The organism is Aequorivita iocasae, from assembly GCF_016757735.1.
In the GTDB taxonomy this organism is placed as follows: domain Bacteria; phylum Bacteroidota; class Bacteroidia; order Flavobacteriales; family Flavobacteriaceae; genus Aequorivita; species Aequorivita iocasae.
Genome location: NZ_CP068439.1, coordinates 98,273 through 118,917 on the forward strand (window position 1 = coordinate 98,273; position 20,645 = coordinate 118,917).

21 protein-coding genes are annotated in these 20,645 nt (G+C 35.1%); 1 reads left to right on the plus strand and 20 read right to left on the minus strand.

Going from position 1 to position 20,645, the window contains the following annotated elements; translation table 11 throughout:
- Positions 1-131 precede the first annotated feature (131 nt).
- From JK629_RS00460 to JK629_RS00540, 17 genes are all read right to left on the minus strand, one after another.
- Positions 132-425: a GIY-YIG nuclease family protein gene (locus tag JK629_RS00460; protein WP_202336642.1), complete on the minus strand. Its 294-nt coding sequence runs from the start codon at positions 423-425 to the stop codon at positions 132-134.
- Positions 426-716: 291 nt separating this feature from the next.
- Entirely contained in the window at positions 717-1,880 is a 1,164-nt protein-coding gene (locus JK629_RS00465) for a glycosyltransferase family 4 protein (protein ID WP_202336644.1), read from the minus strand.
- Between the two features lie 29 nt (positions 1,881-1,909).
- Complete coding sequence (locus tag JK629_RS00470; protein WP_202336645.1) at positions 1,910-2,659, minus strand: sulfotransferase family protein; 750 nt, start codon at positions 2,657-2,659, stop codon at positions 1,910-1,912.
- A 110-nt stretch (positions 2,660-2,769) separates the two neighbouring features.
- Entirely contained in the window at positions 2,770-3,867 is a 1,098-nt protein-coding gene (locus JK629_RS00475) for a glycosyltransferase family 4 protein (RefSeq protein WP_202336646.1), read from the minus strand.
- The gene (locus JK629_RS00480; RefSeq protein WP_202336647.1) at positions 3,846-4,616 is read right to left on the minus strand and encodes a class I SAM-dependent methyltransferase; all 771 of its coding nucleotides are present in this window, start codon (positions 4,614-4,616) and stop codon (positions 3,846-3,848) included. Before JK629_RS00480 ends, JK629_RS00475 begins: the two co-directional genes overlap by 22 nt.
- Entirely contained in the window at positions 4,613-5,518 is a 906-nt protein-coding gene (locus JK629_RS00485; RefSeq protein WP_202336648.1) for a glycosyltransferase family 2 protein, read from the minus strand. The genes JK629_RS00480 and JK629_RS00485 overlap by 4 nt, the downstream gene beginning before the upstream one ends.
- A gap of 3 nt (positions 5,519-5,521) precedes the next feature.
- Positions 5,522-6,901, minus strand: a complete 1,380-nt coding sequence (locus JK629_RS00490) for an asparagine synthase-related protein (RefSeq protein ID WP_202336649.1) — start codon at positions 6,899-6,901, stop codon at positions 5,522-5,524.
- Positions 6,902-7,118: 217 nt separating this feature from the next.
- On the minus strand, positions 7,119-7,478 hold the full coding sequence (locus JK629_RS00495) for a four helix bundle protein (RefSeq protein ID WP_202336650.1): 360 nt from the start codon (positions 7,476-7,478) through the stop codon (positions 7,119-7,121).
- Positions 7,479-7,558: 80 nt separating this feature from the next.
- A complete protein-coding gene (locus tag JK629_RS00500; protein ID WP_202336652.1) occupies positions 7,559-8,734 on the minus strand; it encodes a glycosyltransferase family 4 protein in 1,176 nt (391 codons plus the stop codon).
- 8 nt (positions 8,735-8,742) lie between these two features.
- Positions 8,743-9,765, minus strand: a complete 1,023-nt coding sequence (locus JK629_RS00505; protein WP_202336654.1) for a glycosyltransferase family 4 protein — start codon at positions 9,763-9,765, stop codon at positions 8,743-8,745.
- Positions 9,758-10,891, minus strand: coding sequence for a glycosyltransferase (locus JK629_RS00510; RefSeq protein WP_202336655.1), 1,134 nt, complete (start codon positions 10,889-10,891; stop codon positions 9,758-9,760). The genes JK629_RS00505 and JK629_RS00510 overlap by 8 nt, the downstream gene beginning before the upstream one ends.
- On the minus strand, positions 10,881-12,026 hold the full coding sequence (locus tag JK629_RS00515; protein ID WP_202336657.1) for a glycosyltransferase: 1,146 nt from the start codon (positions 12,024-12,026) through the stop codon (positions 10,881-10,883). The genes JK629_RS00510 and JK629_RS00515 overlap by 11 nt, the downstream gene beginning before the upstream one ends.
- On the minus strand, positions 12,023-12,820 hold the full coding sequence (locus JK629_RS00520) for a sulfotransferase family 2 domain-containing protein (RefSeq protein WP_202336659.1): 798 nt from the start codon (positions 12,818-12,820) through the stop codon (positions 12,023-12,025). The genes JK629_RS00515 and JK629_RS00520 overlap by 4 nt, the downstream gene beginning before the upstream one ends.
- 2 nt (positions 12,821-12,822) lie before the next feature.
- Complete coding sequence (locus JK629_RS00525; protein ID WP_202336660.1) at positions 12,823-13,839, minus strand: acyltransferase family protein; 1,017 nt, start codon at positions 13,837-13,839, stop codon at positions 12,823-12,825.
- 3 nt (positions 13,840-13,842) lie between these two features.
- Positions 13,843-14,781 (minus strand): DUF6625 family protein, encoded by a 939-nt coding sequence (locus JK629_RS00530; protein ID WP_202336662.1) that lies wholly within the window; start codon positions 14,779-14,781, stop codon positions 13,843-13,845.
- Positions 14,771-15,691, minus strand: coding sequence for a glycosyltransferase family 2 protein (locus JK629_RS00535; RefSeq protein ID WP_202336663.1), 921 nt, complete (start codon positions 15,689-15,691; stop codon positions 14,771-14,773). Before JK629_RS00535 ends, JK629_RS00530 begins: the two co-directional genes overlap by 11 nt.
- 1 nt (position 15,692) lies before the next feature.
- Positions 15,693-16,661, minus strand: a complete 969-nt coding sequence (locus JK629_RS00540) for a glycosyltransferase family 2 protein (RefSeq protein ID WP_202336664.1) — start codon at positions 16,659-16,661, stop codon at positions 15,693-15,695.
- Between the two features lie 437 nt (positions 16,662-17,098).
- Between JK629_RS00540 and JK629_RS00545 the strand changes: the two genes are divergently transcribed.
- Positions 17,099-17,482, plus strand: a complete 384-nt coding sequence (locus JK629_RS00545) for an HU family DNA-binding protein (protein ID WP_202336665.1) — start codon at positions 17,099-17,101, stop codon at positions 17,480-17,482.
- A 490-nt stretch (positions 17,483-17,972) separates the two neighbouring features.
- Here the strand turns inward: JK629_RS00545 and JK629_RS00550 are convergent, their stop codons facing one another.
- The 3 genes from JK629_RS00550 to JK629_RS00560 are packed head-to-tail and all read right to left on the minus strand — an operon-like array spanning position 17,973 to position 20,631.
- Positions 17,973-19,070 carry a glycosyltransferase family 4 protein gene (locus tag JK629_RS00550; protein ID WP_202336667.1) on the minus strand — a complete coding sequence of 366 codons (1,098 nt, stop codon included), beginning with the start codon at positions 19,068-19,070 and terminating at the stop codon, positions 17,973-17,975.
- Between the two features lie 3 nt (positions 19,071-19,073).
- Positions 19,074-19,778 carry a class I SAM-dependent methyltransferase gene (locus JK629_RS00555; RefSeq protein WP_202336668.1) on the minus strand — a complete coding sequence of 235 codons (705 nt, stop codon included), beginning with the start codon at positions 19,776-19,778 and terminating at the stop codon, positions 19,074-19,076.
- 1 nt (position 19,779) lies between these two features.
- Positions 19,780-20,631 carry a glycosyltransferase family 2 protein gene (locus JK629_RS00560; RefSeq protein ID WP_202336669.1) on the minus strand — a complete coding sequence of 284 codons (852 nt, stop codon included), beginning with the start codon at positions 20,629-20,631 and terminating at the stop codon, positions 19,780-19,782.
- Between the last annotated feature and the right edge of the window lie 14 nt (positions 20,632-20,645).

Consider the following 20,645-nt stretch of genomic DNA (forward strand, 5'->3'; position numbering starts at 1 on the left):
TTTTTTATTTTCCACTATCGTTCCAAATAAAAAACACTCGAACTGACAATTGTTAAACAACTGATTAGGGAGTATGTCAGGTCGAGTGAATTTGTTGAGCCGCAGGGGAAACAAATTAGTATCGAGACCCTTTATTTATTGAATTTCTTTTTAGCTAGGTTTGGCAATTTATTATATTCTTCATTGATCAGAGCCTCTTTTTTAGCCTTTGACCATTTTTTGATTTGCTTTTCCGTCGATATAGCCATGGTTATCTCCGTAAAAGTGCAATAGAATACCAGTTCTACGGGCAGTCTGGAAGAAGTATAACTGTTTAAATGTTTTCGGTGTTGATGGTCTTCCAATCGCTGGGTCAGATTGGAAGTTACCCCAGTGTAATAAGTACCGTCTGAACAGGAAAGAATATATACGTAATAGGTTTTCATAAAATTAAATTAAGAAAAAATTAGACATTTTTTCTCATAAAGGGTTCTCGATACATTTTTTATTTTCCACTATCGTTCCAAATAAAAACACTCGAACTGACAAAAGTAGGTCGAAAGTCAGGTCGAGTGAATTTTAAGGAGGCGAGAGCCGAGTTAAAATTTTATCGAGACCCTTTTGTCTTGGCTAACACCATTTGCAAATGACCGGTTCCGGTTTCGACAAGCTCAACAAAGGCATTTTTTACTTTCCACTACCCTTCCACATGAAAAACACTCAAGCTGACATTTATCTTAATTATAAAAATCCAAGAATTCCTTTTGCTGTTTTTCAATATTGAATTCTTCCCTCACTCTTTTTTGCGCGATTTGGGTAATGGTATTTCTTTCGTCACTTCTTAAGCCCAATACCTTCTTTATTGTCTCGGCCAGTGCTTGGGGATTGTTTTTTGGAACTACCCACCCAGTTTTTTCGTGCAGGACGTTTTCAGATAGACCCTCGGCATTACTTACTATGCAAAGTTTGCCCATGGCCTGGGCCTCTAATACGGCATTGCAAAAACCCTCCTGTATGCTATATTGGATATATATACTTGTACTCTCCAATTCTTTCTTTACTTGATGATGGGGCAGTTTCCCCAAAAACAGAATTTCATTCTTCAAACCCAATTGATAGGCCGCAAAGGCAATACGTTCGTATTCGGGCCCCTCTCCTATAATTTTATAAGTAAACTTCAAGCCTTGTGCTTTTAAAATCGCCAAAACTTCAATAGTCTGTACAAAGCCTTTTTTCCAATGCAAGCGACCGGTAGTCACAAAAACTAACTCCTCAGCATTCACAATCTTGGAATTGGGTTTAAATAAATTGACATCAATGGCAGGGGTAATTTTTTCAATAGGAATACCGTCTGGCAGCCCGTGCTTTTTTGCCAGTACCAGTAGATCATTGGATATGGTATGTATCTTATCAACATATTCCCAAAGTATGGTATAACAGCCGGGATATTTTACCGGATAGACTGCAATATCAAACCCCCGAAAACTTACCGCCATTTTTGCTCCTATTGCTTTTGCAACCGTTTCGCTGCCGAGTGCCATGGTGGCAAACCCAAAATGAAGCCAGTCCAAATTGGCCTTTAGGAGATGGGCGTTTAAGTAAATTTTTTTTAAAAGCTGAAGAAATTCCGTACCCTCTGTCCGTTCTAGGTTTATATAACGGATTATGGCGGGTAGATGTGGTAACAGTAAAACAAATTCCTTTAAAAAATACCATGATTGCAACAGCGGATTGCGGCTTACCTTTGGGCTAAGTATTACGGGACAATGGTTAAAGTCGTCTTTTTTGCTTTGGCAATACAAACGGACGTCCATTCCCTGCTCCCGAAGCCCCTTAATCTTGGAACGAAAAAAGGTTTCAGAATAACTGGGAGTAGTTGACAAAACAAGTCCTATTTGCATCTTAGCTTTTAATATTATCAAAGATTTTTTTAAAGCTCAATTTTAAGTTTTGTATATTCACTTTTAACTTTATATATATCCTCTAATTCTTCCTTAGTGAGGTTATTTCTCCATTTGTCTTTTGAATTAATATTAAATTTCTCAGGATGGAAGATATTGTCAATTTGAAGGAATTTACTTATTTTTTCTAACCACACCTCTGAATCATCAATAAAATCGTCATAATTAACAGCTAGTACGTTATCAGGATATTTAAATTGAACCTCATTAAGCCTATTTATATGGGAAAACCACCTTAGAGCGCATTTTTTTTCTAATGAAAAATTTTTAAATTCTTTCATGTTTTCCTTGGTAATTCCTAAAAATCGGTTGGGTTTGTCTTGTGGTAATTTTTTATACCAGTTTAAAACACCACTGTGGTTTAACATACTATTTACCGTAGGCTCAATATCTCGATATACTCCTATAAATTTGGAGTTAGAAAAATTTTTCAATAAATCTTCAACAAACCAAAGAGATGGATGGGATTTTTCAAGTATATGAAGCTCTTGGTTTTTGCTTATTTTCTTAAGCCGATAAAAAAGTAATTTTTTTAATATGTAATTGACCATTGGCGAATTGTAATCCTGTGTTGTGGCTATTCTGGTAAATAACGGAAAGGTATAGGAATCCTCAATTCTTCCCTCAATCATTGGATGACTGGAAATTGTTCTTCCAATTAAGTGGGTACCTGATCTACCCGTACCCGAGACGAATATGAAGCTTTTGATTTTGCTCATTGCCCTAATTTAAGTTGCTATTAATAAACATTGTCGTCACCACTTTAATAATGTTTTGGAATAACGCAAGATGTTGGAAAGAATAGTTCCTTTGCACATAGAATTTCTTTTTAGGCTATTATCCGTTTATACAACCTTTGGTGCTCGGTAATAAAGATATTATAATTGAAATTTTCAATTACATATTTTCTCAGCTTATTTCCAAGATTTATTCTTTCCTGAGAAGATAAAGATCTAATCTTAAGAATCTCATTAGCCAAATTTGATTCACTGTCCGCTTGAAAAAGTAGGGTCTTAAAATCCTTCAACACAAATTTAATCCCAGAAATATTAGATCCCAACACCGGAATCCCCATACTCATTGCCTCTACCAAGGCCATGGGCATGCCTTCTTTTCTGCCTTCGTTCAAGGTAGGGATCACGTACAAATCTGATCCCGCAATATAGGGACGCACATCTGGCTTTTTTCCCAAAAAGTTTACTTGTTGCTTAATATGCAACTCTTTGCACAAAGATGTCAAGTATGTGCCATAATCATTAGCATTATCACCCAATACCGTCAATTTAATAGTGGGGTCATCAAGCTTTTTGATAGTCTTTATCAAAACCTCAACGCCTTTGACGGGCACCAAATTGGCCACGGTAATTATTTTGAATATTCCATTTTCACAATTCTTTTCCGGAAAGATTGCGGGACTATAAAAGTCGGTATCTATTCCCAGGGGAATAAGTGTTTGGTTTTTCTTCTTCGGAAAATAACTGCGCATCTCATCATTGATTGTAATAATGAAATCTGCGAGGAAACTGCGTATTTTCCAATGCTTATTGCCCCAGCTCATCGCCTTTTTGGTATAGATCCATTTTGCCCCAGCCCACCGCGCCGCAATAGTTTCTGTCCAATCGCTACTCCAGTGCCAGGAATGGACGATGTCATATTTATTCTTCCGAAAAAAGTTTTTGATAGTTTTAATACGTGAAAACAAGGTGCTATATGGACGGTAGTTTGTTGTGGTTTCAATAATATGTATTGGAATGCCAAGGCTTTCAATTTCCTTAAAAAAAGAACCACGGTTACTGGAACAGGCCACTTCCACTTCAAATATTCCTTTATCCAATCCATTTATAAGGTCATAAACAACCTTTCCGCTGCCTGCGGTATCGAAGTTGGGGATTGTGTATAGGATTTTTATTTTAATGTCTTGTTCCAATCATGGAAGTTTTGAAGGTTCATATAAAATTTCTTGTTTTTTAAATGAGAATTAAATTCGAAGTATGGGTTTCCCATAGGTAACTCTAAATTATTGAACCCCGCATATTTTGTTTTAGAAATTACCCCAACCCCCCAATCTGTATCGAAACATATTGAATATAAAAGTTTTTCATGTCGGAATTTATAAAATGCCTTCCACGTTGTACCATTCCAAAAATTTCTAGCTGGGGAGTTCAGAAAATCATAAGATTCTCGCGCATGAAATTGAGAGGGCGGATTGCAATCGTGAAGAATTATAAAACCTGTCTTCGAGATGAAATCTAATGAATTTACGATATCTCTTTCCACTTGATTTGCTAAATGAAGACCATCAATAAAAATAATATCAAATTTTATTTTTTTATCTATCTCTATATTTCCTTTTCTAATTTTTCGAAAAAAATCATCTGAAGTCATTTTATAATCTACGGGGTTTTCTTCGTATTCAATACCTGGGTCTACAGAAATTTTATTTTTGCAGTTTATCCTATTGAAATTTTTTTCGGGATTTCTAACACCTATTTCCAAATAATTTTGTGCAGGTGTCAATGACAGAAGATAATTTATAACAACAGTCCGCCTTGGACCTTTTTCAATTTCAATACGCGTTTCAACACTTGTTTTTTTAAAATAAGGATCGTGATTAATCCTTTTCCCTATAGTGTAAGAATTTTTTATATTAATTATATATTGTTTTAAAGAATTCACTTTTTAAATATATTATATAATTTCCCTTTTACCTTTTGAAAAAATCTTTTATCCCTAAAAAACCATAAACTAAGTAAAAAACCTTTAACGACAAATTGAAACCTGGAAGTATGTCCTAATTCCAATAATAATTGTGTTCTATATGCATATTGATAATCCGCCATAGAAACGATTGCTGGGTGCTCATAAGCAAAACTTCGCAACAACTCCCTTGTAGCCGCAAATTGTTTCTTCTTATTTGAAGTTACTGAGGTACGCTCCGTTCTTCTATCCAAACGCACCAAAACCTCATGCAATCCATGAATTTTTGAAACCAAAGAAAACCGCAAAATATACGTCCAATCTATACTTATACTAGGATAATGTTGGGTAAAATACAAACCGTTATCAATATGTACCCCTTTTTTGAACATAATACAACTATTTACAACCTTAATTTGATTGCGATAGTTTAAAAGGAATAATTCCTTTCCTTCGGGATATTGCTCTCCATGTACCAAAATTCCGGGAAAATGGGACGTCACTTTTTCTCCATTCCAAAATTCAGCAATTCCCGAAACCAAACCAATATCACTTTTTGCATCAAGTAAATCAGCCTGCAATTGCAAACGGTTGGGGTAATAATAATCATCCTGTTCAGCTATTGCAACATATTCCCCAATTGTGTTGGCCACCAATCGATTCATAGTAGGGCCTAAACCACGATTAATCTCGTTTTTTATAATAGTCATTTTTGAAAAGGCACTGTTGAAGTTTTTCAAAATTTCTTCCGATCCATCGTTGGTCCCATCAATGCAAGCTATTAGTTCAAAATCCTGAAATGTCTGTGCGGCCAGACTCTTTAGTGTTGCTTCCAAAGTACGTTCGCCATTATAAATGGGTAGTATTACAGATACTTTCATATACTAATCAATAATTCTTTTCCACACCGCCAAAGTAAGCAACATACTCAAAGGATGTGAATATTTAACTGCATCAACCGCCTTAAAATTATTATAAAAACGTGCAATTAGCGGTTTTGATAAAAAAGGGTGGAGATTTTCTTCAAAAAGCCATTGCTGTAATTTTTCATCATTTTCCATTCCTAAAAATTGTAGTTCCCAATTGCGCTGTATGTACGGTTTGCCCATTTTGCTTCTTAGCACCCGCTTTAACTTATTCGCTATTCTGTATGGTAAATTGTTTGGAGAGGTGTTTTTTTCAAATGTATATAAATTATAGGGCCTATGATCTTGCCATGTAATTTTTGCCAAAGCCGGATTTTGTTGTTTAATATAAGCTATTTGTAGCTTTCTATCTGCCAGATATTCCTCTGGGACAGTACAAATAAACTTACACATCCTATCGTCATAATAGGGTACCGTTATTGGGTGTGCGGCCTCAAAGACGGAAAGATTGACTGAGGTCCAGCGCGGCGCCCAATACAGACTTTTAAAAGCCCGCAGTTTAGCACTTGGGTTTTTAATGTGAATTTTTTTAAGCAATCCAGTAATCCTTTCGCTTAAATAGCTTTCAAAGTCGCCTTCCAAATTCCATTCCTGCCATAAGGCGGTCGCAAGTTCCATCCCTCCTTTTTTTACAATTTTCTTTATAATAATTTCCAAAAGATCTTCTTCATTTGTCCCTTCGGGAGCTCCCCGGTTGAACAAGACATCGCCCCAATGCCCCAAGGAAAACACTCCTTCCATATTTTTGAATTCTTCCAAAACTGCCATTTGACGGGGATGGGTAAAATCGGAATAACATTGGTTTATGGAGGCCAGATCTTCCAGTTTTGGCCACAAATATCCTGATTCTATTGTAAATTCCTTAAAGTCAAAGCCACATACCTTCGCAATTTCCCTCCCAATTGCACTTTCTGAATAACCACCCTTAAAGGAATAGCTATACGCTGTAACGGGCTTCTTAAGTTTTGCCAGAGCAACGGCCTGTGTCCGGCTGTCCAAGCCGCCCGATAATGGAAGAATTACCTTGTTTTCCTTTGCTTGTTCACCTACGATTTGTTCAAAAAGCGAGGTAAATTCCTCCAAAGCTGTTTCAAAGCTTATGTCCCGTGGGCTATAATGCCATTGGAACCACGGTTTACTTTCAATTAAAAAACCGTTTTCATCAAGTGTATTTTCGGACGCGGCGGGCAGCACTTTTTTGTTTTTCCAATAGGTATCCGTATCGAGAAAGAAACCTGTGGCAGCAAAGATGCAAATTGCCTGATGATCCAACTCTTGGGGAGCAGCTACCTTTACGAATTGTTGGTGGGGTGGGATTATTGGGGTTTTGATATCCATTTACGAGGTACGAAGTTGGAAGTACGAAGTTGGAAGTACAATATACGAAGTACGAAGTTGTAAGTATAACGTTCGAAGTTGGAAATACAACATGCGAAGTATGAAGCTGGAAGTACAATGTACGAAATTGGAAGTATGAAGTAGGGAGTAAGAATTTTTAAATACAACGTACGAAACACAAAGATGGGAGTTTATTTTAAAAATCATAATGAATGTTTCATTTAGCTTTTTGATTCCTACGAGTTGTTTTTATAGATGCCACTACAATTGATAAAATCTCTGTTCCTTCTTTATGCAAATCTGTGATTTCAGGTTTCAAACTTGGATTTATTTCGGATAAAAGTTCTAAAAAATATAAAGTTTCATCTGCTTCTTCTTCAACAATTTTTAATTTATTTAAAAAATCCGCGGTAGATTTTGCTCTTTGCGATACACGATAATTAGCGCCAACTGAACTTGAGCACCTAATAAGTTGATTAATATATGCATTATATTCTCTCGTCTTTGGAATTTTTTCACAAAACTTCCACACATCAATTGCATATTGGCGTGTCCTTTTAAGTAAAGAATTTTCCATTGCTATTAGAAAAAGTACTTATGATTTTTAAAAATACAAATTAAATAAAAGTTCAATATCCTACCTCGTACTTCAAACTTTTAACTTCGTAATTCATAATACAACTCCTCCATCCCTTTAACCATTTGTTCCTCATTATGCTGTTGTTCCACTTTCTTCCGAGCAGCCAATCGTACTTCTTCAATCTTTAGTAATGGTAGATTTACAAAAGCTTCAATTGCTTCTGCCATAGCCTGTGGTTCGCGGATGGGAACAATCCATCCTTCTTTTTCTGTTGAAATCAAATCCACTACCCCTCCACAATTGGTACTAATAACCGGCAAGCCAATAGCCATAGCCTCCACCACCACATTCGGGATACCCTCTTCCAAACTGGGCATCAAAAGCAGCGAAGTTTCCTGCATTAGGCTGAATACTTCCGATTGCGGCTTTTGTTTTTCCAAGTACACATAATTCTTTAACCCAAGATTGTCCACTAAAAACTGTAGCTCCTCATCGCCTGCACCGCCAATAATGGTATATTGGAATGGAACACCTTTCTCCAGCAAAATTTTACAGCTCTGTAAGGCATAATCATAGCCCTTAATCCAATGCGCCCTACCAATAGAGAGTATTTTTAATGGATTGGAACGATTATAGTTTTTTGAAAATGGAATTTCATCCAAATTGAGTCCTGTGTAAATGATATGATCTATCTTCTTTGGAGCGTTCCAAATTCTATTGCCATTGGCTGCAATGGCTTTGGAAACGGAATGAAAGCCAGCTATTTTGGGATACCATTTATTTAAATATTCAAAATTTGCTTCATCAACAAAAGGACGGACGTTGCTATGAAATCCGCGTTGGCTCAAAACAACCGGTATTTTTTGTTCCATAAGAACTTCTTCAAACCACGGAATTACGGAGGGCCATTGTAAATGAATAATATCAGGATTTATTTTATGTAGTACTAGGTTTAGATTCTCTTGTTGCAATTCTTGTTTTTTCCCTTTCAATAGTTTCTTAAAAGCGGAAATGATATTCTTCAAATTTCCAGAAAGCAACCGCAACTTTAAAGTTGTAATTACAAAATTGAATTTGTTTTGGTTACTTCCCAAGGAGACATAGTGTACCCCAGCAATGGGCGTTGCCAGTTTTTCGTTGAACCCCAAAATAAAAACCTCATGCTTTAAAACCAGTCCCTTTACCAGACGATTGATAAATGGGGTGGTTTTAAAACTACCATCGAAGATTATTATTTTTAAAGATTTAGACATCCCATTTTTCAATTTAGTTTTTTATAAAACCCTTGCACATCCTTTGCTATATTTGACCATTCGAGCTCTAACGCTTTTTTTCGGGAAGTCTTACCTATTGCTTCCAAACGTGACTCAACTTGTAATAATGCTACAGTTTCATCAATAAATTTCCCAACATTTCCACTTTCACATAAAACATTTGAAGTGTCCTTCAAATAGATTTCATTCCCTCCTACCTTACTGGTAATAATGGGAAGACCGCAAGCCATGGCTTCCAATAGGGAATTACAGGCAGTACTATCCAACATAGGTAAGTATAGCAATGATGCCTCTTGGTAAAGCAGGCGCAACTGTTCATCTTTTACACCCGTCAAAATATTTACACAGCTATGGGGAAGTATTTTATCTTTATAAGCCGGATGTATAACTACATTTACTTTTAAATCCTTTACTTTCTCGGCAAGCGTTGGAACCGTTTTATTAAAAGTCTCAAAATCACGCAAATGCTGCCCCACGAATAATAAGGTATTCCTTTTCTTATTATAAATATCCGGGACAAAAAATTGTGTATCTACTCCGTGTGGTATATACGCTATATCATCAATCTGCAACCAATCCTTTAAAAAATCCACTTGATTTATACCTACGGCAATGGCAGCATCCAATTTTTGTAAAGCTGCCGGATTGGGGATGGTTTGCTTTAAGATCTCTGGCGGTTTGTGAAAGGAGGCACAAAACCTTGTGTTGGGAAAGCTTCTTTTAAAAAACCCTAAATGACGTATATCCCTTTCTCCATTTAAAAAGTGGACTACGTTATTTTGTCCTTTGTTTTCTTTAAGTTGTTTGTACAGTTCAATCGCTTTTAAGGTACTTCCCGTAGTATAATTGCCCTTGGCTTGAGTTTGAAATCCCGCAAAAATTTTAGCAAGGCGATATGGAAATTTGGTAGAGCCGTAAATAACCTCAGCGTCCAAATAATCCATCAATCTGCCATAGCCAGAATTACTAGCGTGATGTTGAGAGCGATGATGGATCAAAAATTTATTCAAAATCAGTATTTAAAAGGTTATAGAAAAAAATTGAAGGCGTAATATATTTTTCGTAATACTGACGTGCGTTATTTCCTAAAAAATCTCTTTTCTTATTATCAGCAAGTAACTCTTTACAAATCTCAATAAGTTCTTCCTCATTTGAAAAGTAAACCAAATGCACTTCATTAATTAATGGATAGGGTATTTCATTGGTCAATTTTTCAGCTACAATACATTTTCCTTGAGATAAATATTCTGGTAAGGTCCACCCCGGGGAATCCATCAATCCTTTAGTATAAATGCATATGCCACATTTTTTCATTGCTTTTAAAAAAGAATGTTGATCTCCTGCCACATTTGATATTAATTCTGGATATTCAAGCTCTGACAATTTATTTCTTTGAAGACCGCCATAAAAGTGATTTGGAAAGTTACTCTTCAATACTTTGATAACACTCACCCTTTGTTGGTTTACTTTTTTGGTATCTTGAGTAACTGTATCATCAAATAAACGTTTTTGATAAAAAATATTTTCAGAGACAATAGATTCAAAATTTTTAAAATCCGATATTTTTCGAGTATTCAAAAAACCCTTGAAATTAAGAACTGCCTTTGTTTTATAAAGCTTCCCCCTTTTAAAAAGTAAACTATCAAATTTGAAAATTTCATAGGCCTTAAACTTATAGAATAAGAACTTCAATTTATTTTTATTTCTAAGTTTATTGGGTCTTACCATAAAGGGCAAACCCATTGGTTTTATTTTAGAGATATGTTCAGTAGAAAGAAATTTTATTATAGATTCTTGAAAACACCTCTTATAATAAATATCTGCATTTTTTAGTGCATACGCTCCAAAATGATTGGGGTTGTCATTCAAATCAAAAGCAATATTTTTTTTTGCTCCATTATAAAACTTAATCTGTACCCAATTAATTTTTGTATTAACGTGGTTAGATGATTTTTCAATATCATTCTCAATGGAGACCCTACCTTTATAATTTAAGTTTTTAGAGGCTATTTTGAAGTTTATTTTTTCTAATCTACAATATTCTATAATAGAAGTATAAATATAACTTGAGTGGTTAAGTTCAAGAGGAACAAACCATTTTACTTCCTTAACAGAATTGGTTTTCTTAGTTTTCACTTTTAGATATCATATTTATAGAATTACTTAAAGCATTTTCCGTTTGGGAAAGGCTCCATTTTTGTTCCACTACCAACCTTGCATTTTCGCTTAAGCGAAAAGCAAGTGCTTCCGACTGTACAAAATCCAAGACCTTAGCTGCATACGTATCTTTAGTGGTTAATATACCATTAACTCCATTCTCAACAATCTCATCTGGGCCTCCCGACCCTTTAATGGCTGCCACGGGAGTCCCACAGGCCATTGCCTCTACCATTACCATCCCAAAGGACTCATGAGTACTGGGCAATAATAAAAGATTGGCTTTTTGGTAATAAGGAATTAATTTTACCTGTTCAACACTTCCTATGAACTTTAAGTGTTCTACAATTTGCAATTTAATTGCCAATTGTTTTAATTCAGAAAAATAAGTTTCATCACTTATAGGTCCCACAATAGTCAGATTCACAGGCTTATCTTGCTTCTCTAAAAGATAGTGTAGTGCATTTAGACAAAGCTCTATTTGTTTCAAGCGCGATATGCGGCCTACAAAAAGCAACTCAATAGTACTGGATGGCTTTTCTTTTGGAATAAAAACAGCAGTATCAATCCCCAAGGGCATTACACGAATATTTAGGTCTTTAAAAACACTGTTTTGTAACAATGCTCTCTTTTGGATTTCTGTGTGAACTATTAAATGATGTGCTTTTTGATAGTATTTTTTGGCCGTAAGGTCATCAGAAATGTGAATTCCTCCCAACATAGTCACATATGGTTTTTGTTTCTTTACTAACATGTCTGCTAGCTTAAAGCAATAGGCACTGCCATGGCCAGACATATTGATGATGGTTAAATCAGGGGTGTTAAAAAAAGCGTTCCAATAATGAAAAAAGGAATGCTGCTTGCGCCAAGCGTGGCGTTTTTTGAGAACAGGTTTGGATATAGGCCAAAACCTTTTGGTCATTCCATTTATTTTTTTGGAAAAAGGAAAAACACTCCCTGTAAAGTAATCCATGGTAACTTCGTAGCCTTCTCCCTGCAACTTTAGCAATGCCTTTTCATGAGGCTTACTATGTGAATAAAAAAGATCTTGTTCACTTAAACCTACGGCTTTCGCAGAGAAGGGATGAAGTATGGAGATTTTTTTAGGTTTCATATTAAATGGCTTTTATCACCAAAAAATCTATCTATAAAAGATTTTCGCTTAAACCTTCTAGTCTTAATTGCAGAATAAAGTTCTAAATCATATTTAATCATGTTGTTTAAAAGGTTCTCATCAATTTCAAAATCTGTATTAATTATACTTGACTGATTTCTTATTCGATAATTTATATTTTTCCAACCATATTGTTTTTTCATATAAAGTAATGCTTCATCAAAATGTTCCAATTCAAAAAAAAGAATAGAATTACAATTTTCTTTTGCGCGTTCTAATAATGCTTTATCAGTAGGTCTTCTTTCGTTTAAAAAAAAATCAAATGGCCCTGCCAATTGTCTGGTAAGGATATTATCTAAACCATCCTTTTTAACTTGTTTTAAGTATGCATTGAATTCAAAATTATTTTCACGCAAATCTTCATAAAAATATCTGCCTTTTTTACAATGTTCTTTGTAATCTGAAAACAATCGTTCTCTTGGATGTCTAACAAATGAAATATATTGGATTTCTTCACTGTAGTTTTCATGAAAACCATAACCTACATGCCCACCAATAAATGCAATTTTCTTTAAAACACCAGAGGAAAGTTTTTCAATAATTCGAAGTGTTTGAGGTGCCGAGTTGTACCCCCCGGGCAAACGTATAGCTGTATTATTATACACAAGATTAGTGTTTAAATAATTTACAGGCGATTCATCTATTTTTGGTTTCAATAATTGTACGTGATTATTTTTTACTACATCGTAAAAAGTAGTGCCAGCTGTTTTTGGAATATGTAAAAAGAAAATCATTATTATTTTTTAAGCTCCTGCTTTTTTAATTTTCGTTTATAAGCGTCAATATTTTTATCAATAAGGTGTACAATAAAAAAACAGAAAAGTAATAATACTAAGGAATATGGAATTATTGCCGTCATTTTTAATTTAAAACTTCCTTCAATTAATCCATATCCTATGATCCCCGAATAAAAAATCGCAATCAAGTAATGAGATAAATAAATGGGATAGCTATAATAACCTAAATAAGAATCAATTTTTTTAATCCTTTGATTTATCTTAAAAGTATATAATAGATAGACCAAAACAAAAGCTATAAGCATATTAAAGTAGATAGCAAGTTCTTTTAAAAAAAAACCATATCTATGGCCAAATAAGGCATTTAAAACAAATAAAATATAAACTAAAAGTATAGTAAAAAGCCTTACATTTATTAAAGTTCTTGTTTTAGTTATCCAATAAAGAGAAGCCCCCATAGCAAAAGGCAGACTAGATGCAAAAATTGCACTGTATCTATAAGTCGCTATATTATAAAAATAATATGTGCCAATAAAATATAAAACACTTAGTGTTAACCAAATAAAAGTTCTTTTAAAAGTTTTTGAAATTCCAAAAGAAATTAAACAATAAAAGAATAGTTCATTAGTTAAGGCCCATGAAGGTGGCACTAATCTGGGTTCTATTCTATGTGGTACAACATTTGGATATATCATTGTAATATTGGCAATCCATTCTATTCCTCCCTTTGGCATGAATAAATCGGGATGTCTAATTAGCTGAGGGAAAATAATTATAGCTATAATAGTAACAACTAAAATAATTAAATATGTAGGGTATAATCTTAGAATTCTATTAAGCCAAAAAAAATTAAACCCTTTAAAAGAATAGCCATACGTTTCATGCATTATCAATGTCATCAAAAAACCCGAAAGCAGAAAAAAGAAAGAAACAGAATAATTGCCCAAAGTGGGCACATTAAAAATGTGAAGCAATACTACATTAATGGCCAATAAGGTTCTTAAAATTCCGAACATACATTAAAACCGTTTAATTATTTTTCTTTTTAACTTGCTTAATTTTTTATTAATTTTTTTTTTGTTTAATCTCATATAATACCCATCAAATAAATTCTTTAATCCATTTAATGCAATGGTCATTCTTGAGTGCGCTTTATAATGCATCCCTGAATAGCTTATATAAAACTTATGTGGATTGTCGTGATATTTTATCTCGCTAAACCTCATTGTCCGTTTCCAATTGATAAAATGAAGATACATTACTTCATTAACAGGTTTTCCGTTTTTAAACTCCAACATTTTGCCATCCTTCCAAAGCCATTTGTCAAGATAGTATTCTTGGTGGGAGTCGCGATCGTTTTCTTGGTTGCAGAGAATAGTGTCCCATTTTATCCTTAAGCTAGATTCTGAATCTAATTTATTCCATAAAAAATCGGTAAAAACATCCTCATCCATACGTTGCAGCTTAACCATAGCAAGTTTGTCTTTGAATTCCGGAATAGACTTATAAAGTGAGTTTACTTCACAATTATTTTTGAAAATAGTAAAGTGCCCCGAAGTATTGTTTATTCTACTTGAAATAATATCATATTTTTTTAAGTCATCTTGAGTTATAAAAGCCCGAATATTGCCCCAAACAATATCCATATCACAATAGCCCCAAAAATCACAATCCATTAAATACTCCGAAAATAAATCTCCAAAAGCAGGCCGCAAATCGCATATTTTTCTAGGGGCAAGTGGAATTGTAGTTTTAAAAAATGTATCTATTTTTCTATTAAATTCTTCTTGAGTAGTTTTTATAAAACTTGCATTTTCTGGGTATTCAATAGGTATTTTACAATCGGTTATAAACAACCAATTAATTGTGGGATTCTTGGCAATGGTAACTAAATAGGCATCAATCCAAAATGGCCATTTGCCCAAATATGGAACTATCATTATTATTTTACCCATCATTCTTCGGTTTCATTTTATCAAATCCTCTTTTGGTTATTGTATTGTACGCAATGTAAAGCATAAATACCATTGTAGATTTATGGTAACATTCCTTAAAGAATTTAAAATCACTTAAAATCCAATTAAGCTTATTTGCTTTTATTAAGGTTTTATAGGTTTTTCTTCCCTGCCTTTTTGCTTTTGCTACAATAAGTGGATTTTCAAAATGTCTTTTCTGTAATATCTTTGAAAGATAAATTAATGATTCTGACTGCTTTGGCGATATTGAAATAGAGTCTGGCGAAATACGATAACAAGTTAGCGCAACATCTAAAAAACAATAGGTAAGTTTTTGTTGAAATATCCTTCCAAAAAATTCAAATTCCTCCCCTTTCCATAAATGCTCATCAAACCGCTCCTCATTTATAATTGCTCTTTTAAGCATCACATCATTGGTAATTACCGGTTTTTTCCCAAGGATAAAATCAATATAAAATTCCGCTGAAGTAAAACATTCCGTATTTATAATTTGGGGAGCTTGGAAAATATCACTTTCCGAATGGTCGTCAATAATAACCTCTGCTTCTTTCTTTAAAGCAAACTCCAGTTTTACTTTAAGTTTTTCAGGGTGCATCAAATCATCACTATCAAACCACTGTATATACTCTCCTTTACTATGTTCATATCCATAGTTTCTACACGCACTAGGGCCTTTAGGCCTACTAGTCGGTCTATGGATATATTGAAATCTTGGGTCACGTTGCAAAAAGCTATTTACAAGGCTTGCGGTTCCGTCTGTACTTCCATCATCTACAACAATGCATTCCCATAACCGATAGGTTTGGTTTTCAATGGATTTTAAGGTAGCATCGAGCACATGGGCCCTATTATAGGTTGGGATTATTACAGATATAAGGGAATTGGATTCCATATTAATTAACAGCGGTTATGCCCTCTTTTTCATTTGCTTTTGCTAGAACCCTCCTAAAATAATATCCTTTGCCAAAATTTCTATTAAAAAATTTCATGCAAAGAAAACTGATACCGGGCCAGGCTCCAAACTCCTTAAAAATAGCCTTTGCCAACGCAGATGTGTATGAAAATTCTGATTTTGGGCATTTATAACGTATCTCAACACAGCGCATTAGGAGTCCTTTTCTTATTTGTGAACTTGCTTCCTTTTTTATATCCTCATACGTTAGCCAACAGGAGGTATAGGCACTTACCATCACGGAATCCCTACTAGGTAGGGTAGCACGGATGGAATCCTCATGAACTCTTCTAAGCGTTACGTATTCCTCAATAAAAATTGCATTAATGGATTTTAAAACCAATTTTGAAAAATAATTGAATTCTTGTCCAGATGTTATATCTTCTTTAAAACAAACTGATTTTGCAAGTTCGATTTTAATACAAGCATCTGGGGTAAGCCAACTTTGTTGTTGCATTATAAAACCCTCTGCAGTTATTCCTTTCCTTACACCATCATACATACGCTCTGCCCATGGATCTAAGGAATCAAAAAACTTAGTTTTCGCAATTACATAATCGCAGGTTGAATTAAGTAGGGCATTTATCTTTACAGTCAGGTGGTTTGGAGTCATTAGATCGTCACTGTCAAAAAAAATAATGTAATCACCTTCAGCCTTTTTTAGTCCAAAATTACGAGCCCCATTTCCTCCGGGAAGATGTTCTGCTGGACGGGGATAGTATCTAAAGCGATTATCTCCATAAGAATAATCTTCAATTACATTTTCAATATTATCAGTAGAGCCATCATCAACTATAACACACTCCCAATTTTGATACGTCTGTGCCAAAACCGAATCCAAGGTCTCGCCAATAAGGTGGGCGCGATTGTAGGTTGGGATTATTATGGAAACTAATGGTTGCTCCTTCACGGGGGTCTGTTTGGTCTGCTAATTTAAGGAAAAGATTTGGGTTGTTTGATTTCGGTTCTCAGTTCTCGGTTGTCGGTTCTCGGTTGTGGGTTGTCTGATATGAATTTGAGCTTGCCTGATTAAGGTCGCTCTTTTTCTAATTAATTTGTTTGTTTTAGACAGTATTTTTTCATAGTCAGGGGCTAAAAATATAAAGATGTCAATAATTTATGTGATATAGACTAAAAATTAATCGGTTGACATTTACTATTTCTCAACTTTTTATTGTTAATAACTTTATAAATATTCTGACATTCAATGCATTAACAATATATTGTTAACAACTGAAAAATATATGTTAGATAAAACAATAAATAATCTTCTTAAATTAGCAATGTCCGCAGGAATAGTCCCAAGGACCGCCTGAATAAAAGGGCGCCATTAATTCTATAAAAGCCATGATAAACATCAAGGCCATCCCGAGAGGGAACCCGCAGGACGTGAATGCGCCTGCCAAGTTTTATGCCCATGCCATTGCTACGGGCGAAGTCAGCCTGGAACGGTTGGCGTATTTAGTGTCCAACCAATGTACCGTGCGCGAAAGCGACTGCTATGCAGTCTTGCTTGCCATGATGCACAATGTAGCCGACGAGCTTAGCCAAGGCCGCATTGTGGATATGGGCGTACTGGGCCGCTTTCAAGTGGGCGTACGTTCGGAAGGACTGGATGCGGCTGCAGATGTAAGTACTGCTGCTGTAAGAAGTGCCCACCTTAATTTTAGACCGGGCAAAAGGCTACGCAAAACGCTAGCCACCCTAGAATACAAACTGATAGACGGATAGCACCCGAAGTTTGTTTAATTCAAATTCCCGGATAGTTCTAGCTGTCCGGGTTTTTTTTTGCTTGTATTTCAATAAAAATAAACCGCTCTATGTTACAAAATCGCTTAGCAAGTTGGGAGAACTGATAGGCTATTCATAAAAATCCCTTAGCTATTTTAAAAGTTGACCGCTTGGTTTAGACCCCTCCCTATCAATCCCATATTTTATACTAAATATCTTTTTTCTTGGATTAATAAACTTTCTTGCAGGTGCTGGTGGAATCTAGTTTACGGACAATTTATCAACAAAAGGTTTAAAACCGGGCGGGACAAATAGCCATAAAAAAAGCTCAAAAATTCGCGACGGATAGCACCACTTGCTTCATTTTGAGCTGTTTGAGTAATTCAAATTCCCGAAGAGTTCTAGCTAATCGAAAACGTGTTATAAAATTACAAGGATTCCCTTAAGGAGAAAAATTTTGATGTTAAATTTTTGTCTTGTCTTAAAATTATTACCTTAAACATGCTTCCAGCACGTTTTGGAGTGCTGAAATATGACGTTCCATACTAAAGTTATCCTGAATATTCATTTTTCCAGCAGTACCCAATTCTTTAGCAAAAGAATGATTATCCAACAGCGAAATCATATATGCCGCCATACTATCCACATCATGCTCATTACAAAGTAAACCCGTTTTACGATCTATAATCACATCAGGAATGCCAGCGTGATATGTTGAAATAACTGGCAATCCCGCTGCACTAGCTTCCAAAACTGCCAAAGGAGTGCCTTCCATATCACCATTTTCTGCGGTTATGGAGTGCTGTACAAAACCTAACGACTCCGATAAAAGTTCTCTATACCTTTCAGGGGTAATAACCCCCGGAAATTCCACTTGGGCTTCAATGCCAAGATGTTTAACCAAATTTTTACAGGTATTTAACAATTGTCCATCACCAGCCATAATCAATTTTGCATCAGGGTGATTCTCAATCGATTTCTTAAAGGCGAGTATGGTATAATAAGGCGCTTTTTTATCGGTAAATCTCCCAATACCTACAAACTGTTTTTTAGTAAACATTGGCTTAACTTTAATAAACTCTGGTTGTGGACCGTAAACATTATACACTAATTTTTCCTGTGGACAGCCCAAATCCAAAAGCATCTGTTCCATTTTTTTTGAAACGGCGATTACCTTAGATGCGTATTGAAAAACCTCCGTATAATTATTGTGCTTTTCAGTTACATCCATTCTGCTAGCATCAAAACCATGGAAATGCACCACCATCGGGACACCTGCTTTTTTTATTAAAGGAAGTATGTAATCTGCGTGTGTTCCGTACTCGGCAAGTACTACGTCTATTTTGTTTTTGTTTAGGGAGTTTATAATAACAGTGTCCCTGACAAACGATTGCTGTTTTTTTAACAATCTTCTTGTAAAATTTAAAAACCTTCGTTCCCAAGGCGTGGATAAATGGGAAGTACCCTCCAATTGAATATTTCTTGTTCCGTAATAATAAAAAATCTTCCCTTTTAAATAGTTCTTATGCGCCTGAATAAAGGTTTCGGAATAGGGATTTTTATTGGGTGTGAAGATGGCTATGTTCATGCTTTACCTTTTTGCGATTCCGTAAAGCCCTGTTATCATTTGCCCATCCTTAAAGGCTATCTGATGTAAAGTGTCTTTTCTTATTAAATAACCAATAATCGGTTTTAATATTTTTGAAAGATACTTTCTTTTATTCTTTGGCATGGGGCTTCTCATTACCCATAAGCCAAGCATTTGCGCCATAGCCGCATGCCACCCACCTGTTGCGTTAATTTCTATATTGCCAAAGCCGCTGTTTTTTAAATGTCGTTCTAAGGAAAAAGGAGTATATCTATATTCATCATGAGGCACTTCGTGAAGATTCCATAAAAAAGGAACCGTAAAAAAGAATACGCCACCTGGTTTCAAAACACGGAAAACTTCTTTTAGTACAATTTCGGGTTCTGGGCAATGCTCCAATACCTCTGTGGCCATTGCACATTCAAAGCTCTCATTTTCAAACGGCATCTTTATTCCATTCCAAAAAAAATCTGGCTTTACTTTAGGGTCATAGATCAAAGCATTTTCAATATCCAATCCTACATACTTCGTAACCTCAGAGTTTTCCAGTATGTAGTTTCTGTATGGCATTTTACCACAGCCTACATCCAGAAATTGTCCGTGGAAACTCGGCAAGGTTTTTTTTAAAGAATTTAAAATGGATGTTCTTACATAATAAAGATCCAAATTTTCCGAAGTAAGTGAAATATCGATGAATTTATTGTCCATATTACATTTTGAATATTTGTTTGAGCTTACTTTTTAAAGAAGTTTTCTTTAGTTTCTTTAATTGCCCTTTGTGATAATCACTCACTATTTTAAGCTGTTCATTTTCCCTACCGTCTAAGAAAGCTTTAAAATATTCAAAAAGTTTGATTCTATTGGCATGGTATTCAATGTGTTTTATGCTATTGGTTATTCCGGTTTCATTTCTTCTATAGACGCTCATGTTTTCATCTATACGGTAGAGCGGGCCTTGAGAGGCAATTATTATAAATAATGCCATATCGCCACTTTGAACCTTTTTAAACCATGATGGAATCTTTAAAGCGTTTGTTTTAAACACAAAAGAACTGGTGTGAAATAAGGATGTGACTGATAATGTATCCTTTAATGTAAAATCGTGTTTTGTAAAAGTACGCCAAGGTTTTAACTCTGGATTTGCTTCCATTTCATTTATTACATTTGTATTATGGAAGCATCCGGAATACTCAGAATTAGCCTCCATAAAATCCACTTGCTTTTGGAGTTTTAAGGGGTCTGTCCAGTAGTCGTCGCCCTCGCAGAGAGCTATGTATTTGCCTGTGCAAGCCTTCAGATTTTCAATAAAATTATAACGACCAGTTGGGTTGCCATTAATGTAGATAACATCTTTCCGGCTACGGAGAAACAGCTTTATTTTATCAGGGTATTCCTCTGAATAGGCTTGGCAAATATCGCGGGTGCCATCACTGCTTTCGTCCTCACCCAGGATTATTTCAAAAGGGAAAGTGGTTTGCTGCATCAAGATACTGTCCAAGCATTCTTTGATATATGCTTCGTGATTGTAGGTTTGTATGCAGACTGAGACGGTTGGTTTCAATTCTTTTTATTTTA